Source organism: Marichromatium sp. AB31 (assembly GCF_003718685.1).
GTDB classification, from domain to species: domain Bacteria; phylum Pseudomonadota; class Gammaproteobacteria; order Chromatiales; family Chromatiaceae; genus Marichromatium; species Marichromatium gracile.
The window spans coordinates 199,523-206,087 of record NZ_RHFI01000003.1; the positions used below are offsets into that span (position 1 = coordinate 199,523).

Genomic DNA, 6,565 nt, shown 5'->3' on the forward strand with positions numbered 1-6,565 from the left:
TCAATTGGATCGGGGGCGATCGCCGAGGTTCGCCGAAAATTACCGACTTGATTGCTTGGGATCATCGCTCGGGTGTTTTTACCCGGATCGCCAGACGTTGCCCGGGGTCGACTCGTTGGCTTACCCTGCCGCGCCGCGACCTCAGACCCTCTCTCCACCGATGAGCCACCGTTCTCTCCGCCACTTGCCGAGATCCATCCAGACCAAGGGCATGCTGCCATGTCGCTGAACATCGAGCTGTCGCTGATCCTCGGCGCCGTGCTGCTCGATGCGCTGCTCGGCGACCCGGTCTATCGGCTCCATCCGGTGCGCCTGCTCGGTGGCTGGATCGCGCGCTCGGAGCAGGCGTTGTTCGCGCGCGGGCTCGACGGCTATCTGGGCGGCGTCCTGCACTGGCTGCTGGTGGTCGGTGGCGCGCTCGCCGCCTGGTGGGGCGTGCGCCTCGGGCTGGCGGCGCTGCACCCGCCGCTTGCGCTCGGCTGGGATCTGTTCATCGCCTACAGCCTGCTCTGCACCCGTGACCTGCTCGAACACGGTCGGCGGGTGCTGGCGCCGCTCGTCGCCGGCGACCTGCCCGGCGCGCGCGCGCAACTGGCGATGCTGGTGGGGCGGGATGTCGAGCCGCTCGGCACCGACGGGGTGACGCGCGCGACCATCGAGAGCCTGTCGGAGAACCTCACCGACGGCGTGCTCACCCCGCTGTGGGCGCTCTGTCTGTTCGGGGTGCCGGGGCTGGTGGTGGTCAAGGCCGTCTCCAGCCTCGACTCCATGGTCGGCTATTGCAACGAGCGTTATCGCCGCTTCGGCTGGGCCGGTGCGCGCTCGGACGATCTGGTGCACTGGCTCCCGGCCCGGCTCTCGCCGCTGGTGGTCGCGCTTGCCGCGGTGCTGCTGCGCGAGCACCCCGGGTTGGCGCTGCGCGCGGCCTGGCGCTATCACGCGCTGCTGCCGAGCCCGAACTCGGGTTGGAGCGAGGCGGCCTGTGCCGGGGCGCTGCGGGTGCGGTTGATCGGACCGGTGTGGTCCGGCGGGCGACTGGTCACCGATCGCTTCCTCGGCGATCCGACGTGGCCGGCGGCGCTCGGCGCCGTCGATCTGCAGCGTGCGCTGCGGCTGCTGGGGTGGAGCTCGGTGGTGGCGCTCGCCTTTGGGTTGGGGTTTGCGGCGCTGGGCTGAGGCCGCTCAGCCCGACTCCAGACGGAAGATCACCGGCACCGTGAGCTGTGCCGCGACCGCGCGTCCGGCCTGCCAGGCCGGTGCGAAGCGCCAGCGCTCGACCGCGCGCAGTGCGGCGTCGTCGAGCAGGCGATGGCCGCTGCTCTCGATCAGGGTGGTGGCGCCGACCCGCCCGTCGGCGCCGACCGCGACCCGGATCAGCACCCGACCCTCGACCCCCTGGCGACGCGCCAGTCGCGGGTAGCGCGGCGGTGGGTTGCCGGCGAGGGGGCGAGCCGGACGGTCGGTGCCGGTCTGCTCGGCGCGTCTGCTCGGGGTCACGTCCGCATGCGTCGTCGAGCTCTGGCGTGCGGGCGCGACGGGCGTCGCCGCCTCACTTCGAGTCGGCGGCGGTGGTGGAGGGGGGGGCTTGGCGCTCGCGCGTGGCGCCGCGATACTCGGCTCTGGCTCTGGCTCTGGCTCTGGCTCTGGCTCTGGCTCTGGCTCTGGCTCTGGCTCTGGCTCTGGCGCTGGCTCTGGCGCTGGCGCTGGCGCTGGCGCTGGCGCTGGCGCTGGCGCTGGCGCTGGTTGGGTGGGCGTCGGTTCGGCGCTCGCTGGTGCCGCGTCGGCGATGTCGGCGGGTGCGTCGGGCGTTCCTCTACCCTGGAGCGAGAGTCGGATCTCGCCCGTCCCGAGCGTCGGTTCGCGCAGCGGCGGCAGCAGCCAGGCGAGGGCCAGGTGCGCGCCCAGCGCCAGGATCAGCGCCACGCCCCACAGCAGGCGGGTCGTCGTCCGGCTCATGGCGACTCCCGGGTGATCAGCGAGAGCGCGTCGACCCCCTGCGCGCGCAATATCGCGAGTAGATCGAGCAGGGTTCCGCTCGGGGTGTCGGCGTCGGCCTCGACGGCGATCGCGCGCCCCGGCTCGTCCGCCACGCGTGCGGCGATCTCCGCGTCCAGCTCCGCACGGGTGATCGGCACGCCGGCGAGGGCGAGCCGGCCGTCGGCGGCGAGTACGAGCCGCAGGCGGCCATCGGGCAGGCGCTCGCCCGGCGCGGCCTCGGGGGGCGTGACCGGTAGCGGCGAGGGTGGCTCGAGGGTGCCGACCAGGAGAAAGAACACCAGCAGCAGGAGCACGACGTCGACCAGCCCGCTCATCGGGTCGCGCTGGCGTCTGCGGGGTGGTCCGGGGATCTGCATCCGTGTGCCCTCAGGGCTCGATCAGGGCGAGCTGTTGTGCGCCAGCCAGGCGCGCCAGGTCGGTCATCTGGACCAGGGTCTGGAGCGGTGTCTCGCGCTCGGGGACGATCACCAGCGTGCTGCCCGGTTCCGCGGCGAGCCGCGCGCGCAGCCGTGTCACCAGTGCATCGTGCGGGCAGGGCACGCCGTCGAGCCGCAGCCCGCCGTCGGCGGCGACATCGAGTCGCAGCGTGGTCGCGACGCTGTCGGCGGTGCCGCCGTCACGGGTCTCGATCGGCAATTGTTGCAGTGGGTCGAGTCGGGCGGCGAGCAGGAAGAAGAGCAGCAGCAGGAAGACCACGTCGACCAGCGGCGCGAGTCCGATGCCGCGACCGCGGCGGCGCAGCGGCTCAATGTGCATCGGCCACCGGCATGGTGAACAGCCGGGTCAGGGCGTCCTCGGTGTCGTGACGCGCGCGCTCGATGATCGCCTCCAGCCAGTGCAGCGCCGCGGCGGCGGGGATGGCGATCGCCAGGCCCGCGGCGGTGGTCAGCAGCGCCTCCCAGATGCCCCCGGCGAGCAGCGCCGGGTTGGCCTGTCCGCCGGCCTGCTCGAGGGTGCGGAAGGCCTCGATCATGCCGAGTACGGTGCCCAGCAGTCCGAGCAGCGGCGCCAGGGTGACGATGGCGTCGAGTCCGCGCAGATGGGCGTTGAGCCGCTGCTGCTGGGCCGCCGCCTCGCGCAGCACCTCCTCGCGCAGCTGCTGCGGGGTGCGCCCGCCGTCCGCCAGTCCGTCGATGGCCACCGCCAGCACCGCGGCGATCGGTTGAGGGGCGGGGGCGAGCGCGCCGCGCGCCTCGTCGAGCCGTCCGGCGGCGCAGGCGGCGAGCGTCGGCGCGATGAAGGCGCGCGCGCCGACCCGCAACCGCGCGAACTGCAGCAGCTTGAACAGCACCAGGGTGAGCGCGAGCAGCGAGAGCGCGCACAACACCAGCATCACCGGGCCGCCGGCACGGACGAATTCGAGCGCGGCCTGTGTGGCGGCAGAGAGCTTGGCGAGATCCATGTCGACGGGCGCCTCCAGGCGGTGTTGCTGGGCGGGGCGGTGGATCTCGGGGGAGGGACTGGACGGTTGGCACGACCGGCCCGGTGAGCGGACGCCGGGGCCGGGCAGGGCGCCAGTGGGTCCCACCCTCGGCACACCCCGTCCGACGGTCAGGCGATCGGTGTCTCGATGGCAGGTCTCCTGGCTCGCGGGTCGGGGTCGGGCGCCCGGCCTTCCCGGTCCGGCGCGGACCAGTGGCGTCATGAGGGGGCGCGGACTCGCCGCTGACAGTTGCGGGGGCAGCCACGGCCTTGGCCCGAACGGGCCGCACCGTGTTCCCTTTTGATCCCCTCGCGGGGAACCATCGCTGGCCGAGCATCATACCGCCGGTCGAGGGCGAGTCAAGCGGTTAGCCGCCAGTCGCCAGCTGCCAGCGACCAGCCGCCAGCTGTCAGCTGTCAGCCGTCGGTGGATTGTGAGCCACCGGGGCAAAGAGACCGTGTTGCCTGTCAATCGTCGGCCATGCGCGCTGGCCCTCCCGACCGGAGGCTGTCAGCTGGCCGCTGGTTCGAACCGCAAGGGAAGGGAAAGGCAGTCGGCCATCGGTTCATGACACCGCTACCCTCCACTGTCGGCTGATTGCGAACCGCCAGCCTCCGGCGGGGAAGCTTGGCGCCGGTGGCTAGCGGCTGGTGGCTGGCAGCTGACGGCTGGTGGCTATCAGCTATCAGCCTGCCTCCAGCCGTCCCTGGTCGAGTCGGTAGTGGCGGGTGGCGAGGGTCTGGCGCAGTGGGGTGTCGTGGCTGACCAGCACCAGGGTCTGATCGAGGTCGGCGAGGATCTGCAGGAGACGGGCACGGGTGGGGTCGTCGAGCGCGTTGGTCGGCTCGTCGAGCAGCAGCACCTCTGGCTCCATGGCGAGCACCGCGGCGAGGGCGACCAGACGACGCTCACCACCGGAGAGACGGTGGGTGACGCGGTCGCGCAGGTGTTCGAGCCCCAGTCGGGCGAGGGTGCGCTCGACCGTCGCTCGGGCCTGCGCCGGCGACTGACCGAGGTTGCGTGGACCGAAGGCGATGTCCTCGACCACCGTGGGACAGAACAGCTGGTCGTCGGCGTCCTGGAACACCAGCCCGGCGCGCCGACGTACCGCATGGAAGTCGTGCTCGACGCGGCGGGGTGCGCCGAAGGCGACCAGGGTGCCGGCGGCGGGGCGCAACAGCCCGACCATCAACTGCAACAGGGTGCTCTTGCCCGAGCCGTTGGCACCATGGACGGCGATCCGTTCACCGGACCGGATCGTCAGCTCGACCCCGCTGAGTACCGGCGGTCGGCCAGGATAGGCGAAGTGGATGTCGGTGAGTCTGAAGAGTGGATCCATCCGGGATGCTCGAATACGGAAGATGGGGAACGCTATCAGCTTCCGGTCGCCAGCTTCCAGCTTCCAGCCGCCAGCCGCCAGCCGCCAGCTTCCAGCCGCCAGCCGCCAGCCAGCGGCGCCAAGCTTTCCCACTGGAGGCTGAGGGCTGGAAGCTGGAGGCCTGCAATCAGCTGCCAGTCGCCAGCCAGCGGCGCCAGGCTTTCCCACTGGAGGCTGGAGGCTGGCGGCTGGCGGCTGGCGGCTCGCCACCAGCCACCAGCTTGCACGAACCCCGGGCAACTGGCAGATTGACCGATTGTTTTCCAGCCAGCCATCGCCACCTCGATCCGCGCGCCTCAGCATGACAGCCACCATCGTCCCGATCCATTCCGATCTGCCCCGTCCCGAACACGGCGGGCGGCTGCGTCAGGCCGCCGCGCGCTACGACATCCCGCTGACCGACTGGCTCGATCTCTCGACCGGTATCAACCCCAATGCCTGGCCGGTGCCGCCGCTGCCGCGTGCGCTCTGGGCGCGCTTGCCCGAGACCGGCGATGGGCTGGAGCAGGCGGCGGCGAGCTATTACGGCGCTCCCGGCGCGCTCGCGCTCGCCGGCTCGCAGGCGGCGATCCAGGGCCTGCCGCAGCTGCGCGCGCCCTGTCGGGTCGGGGTGCCCGAGGTCGGCTACCAGGAGCACGCCCATGGCTGGCGGCGGGCCGGTCACCAGTTGGTGCGCCTGCCCGATGGCGATCCGCGTGGCCGGATCGAGGCCGACGCCGCCGAGCCGCTCGACGTGCTGGTGGTGATCAACCCCAACAACCCCACCGGGCGGCGCTGGTCGCGCGAGACCCTGCTGAGTTGGCATGCGGCGCTGGCCGCACGCGGCGGCTGGCTGGTGGTCGACGAGGCCTTCATGGATGCCTCCCCCGAGCACAGTCTGCTCGATGCGGTCGGCCGACCGGGTCTGGTGGTACTGCGCTCGCTCGGCAAGTTCTTCGGTCTGGCCGGGGCGCGGGTGGGTTTCGCCTGGACCGAGGCGCAGTTGCGCCAGCGCCTCGACGCCTGGCTCGGTCCCTGGACGCTGTCGGGACCGGCGCGCGAGCTGGCGCGCCTGGCGCTGCTCGATACCGCCTGGCAGGGCTCGGCGCGGTTGGCGCTGGCGCGCGACTCGGCGCGCCTGGCGGCGTTGCTCGATCGTCACGGGCTGACGCCGAGCGGTGGCAGCGCGCTCTTCCAGTGGGTGCGGACCCCGGCAGCGGTACGTCTGCACGAGGCGCTCGCCCGCCAGGGCATCCTGGTGCGCTTGTTCGAGCAGCCGTCGAGTCTGCGCTTCGGTCTGCCCGGGGACGCGGCCCAGTGGCGCCGCCTGGAGCGTGCGCTGGCCGGACTGGCGGTGTCCGAGGGTGCCTTCGGGTGAGGCCGTTGTGGCTGAGCGTGCCCGCTGCCGCCGTGGTGGCGAGGGACGGGCCGGTGCGCTCGGTATGGATGACGTCGAGCGATGTACCCGCCGGACCGAGTGCGCTCGATGGCGAGCGGATCGCGTTGCCCGAGTGCGCTCCGTGCGGCGCGGTGCTCTCGGTGCACCGGCTCGACGTGCTGCTGAGTATCGGTCGACATGCCGCCGAGCGGGCGCGGCTCGCCGGGGTCGCGCGGTTGCGCGGCGAGGGTCCGTTGTTGCGGGTTGCGATACCGCCGCTCGGTGATCCCTACCCATGGCTCGCCCGGCACGGTGATCCGGTGCTGGTCGCGTTGGTGGGGTTGTGCGTCGCCGCCGGGCAGATCGGGCTGCGCGCCACCGTCGACCCGGCGGTGGCGCGCGCCGAGAT

At 72.3% G+C, this 6,565-nt stretch carries 8 protein-coding genes and 1 riboswitch; of the genes, 3 read left to right on the forward strand and 5 right to left on the reverse strand.

From position 1 onward, the window contains the following. Positions 1 to 219 precede the first annotated feature (219 nt). Positions 220 to 1,176 (forward strand): adenosylcobinamide-phosphate synthase CbiB, encoded by a 957-nt coding sequence (gene cbiB / locus EBL84_RS04635; RefSeq protein ID WP_123139751.1) that lies wholly within the window; start codon positions 220 to 222, stop codon positions 1,174 to 1,176. A 6-nt stretch (positions 1,177 to 1,182) separates the two neighbouring features. Here the strand turns inward: cbiB and EBL84_RS17045 are convergent, their stop codons facing one another. The 5 genes from EBL84_RS17045 to EBL84_RS04660 all read right to left on the reverse strand — a co-directional run bounded on the left by EBL84_RS17045 (position 1,183) and on the right by EBL84_RS04660 (position 4,760). Then, a complete protein-coding gene (locus EBL84_RS17045) occupies positions 1,183 to 1,497 on the reverse strand; it encodes an energy transducer TonB (protein ID WP_165913488.1) in 315 nt (104 codons plus the stop codon). A 455-nt stretch (positions 1,498 to 1,952) separates the two neighbouring features. Beyond that, entirely contained in the window at positions 1,953 to 2,354 is a 402-nt protein-coding gene (locus EBL84_RS04645; RefSeq protein WP_123139753.1) for a biopolymer transporter ExbD, read from the reverse strand. Between the two features lie 10 nt (positions 2,355 to 2,364). Next, entirely contained in the window at positions 2,365 to 2,754 is a 390-nt protein-coding gene (locus EBL84_RS04650; protein ID WP_123139754.1) for a biopolymer transporter ExbD, read from the reverse strand. Next, positions 2,744 to 3,400, reverse strand: a complete 657-nt coding sequence (locus tag EBL84_RS04655; protein WP_123139755.1) for a MotA/TolQ/ExbB proton channel family protein — start codon at positions 3,398 to 3,400, stop codon at positions 2,744 to 2,746. Before EBL84_RS04655 ends, EBL84_RS04650 begins: the two co-directional genes overlap by 11 nt. 152 nt (positions 3,401 to 3,552) lie before the next feature. After that, a riboswitch (cobalamin riboswitch) is annotated at positions 3,553 to 3,760 on the reverse strand. Positions 3,761 to 4,106: 346 nt separating this feature from the next. Next, a complete protein-coding gene (locus EBL84_RS04660) occupies positions 4,107 to 4,760 on the reverse strand; it encodes an energy-coupling factor ABC transporter ATP-binding protein (protein ID WP_123139756.1) in 654 nt (217 codons plus the stop codon). Between the two features lie 340 nt (positions 4,761 to 5,100). On the opposite strand from EBL84_RS04660, the gene cobD reads away from it, so the two are divergent. Further along, complete coding sequence (cobD, locus tag EBL84_RS04670; protein WP_123139758.1) at positions 5,101 to 6,156, forward strand: threonine-phosphate decarboxylase CobD; 1,056 nt, start codon at positions 5,101 to 5,103, stop codon at positions 6,154 to 6,156. A 68-nt stretch (positions 6,157 to 6,224) separates the two neighbouring features. Beyond that, a partial coding sequence (locus EBL84_RS04675; RefSeq protein ID WP_148040263.1) for a hypothetical protein occupies positions 6,225 to 6,565 on the forward strand: 341 nt, incomplete at its 3' end.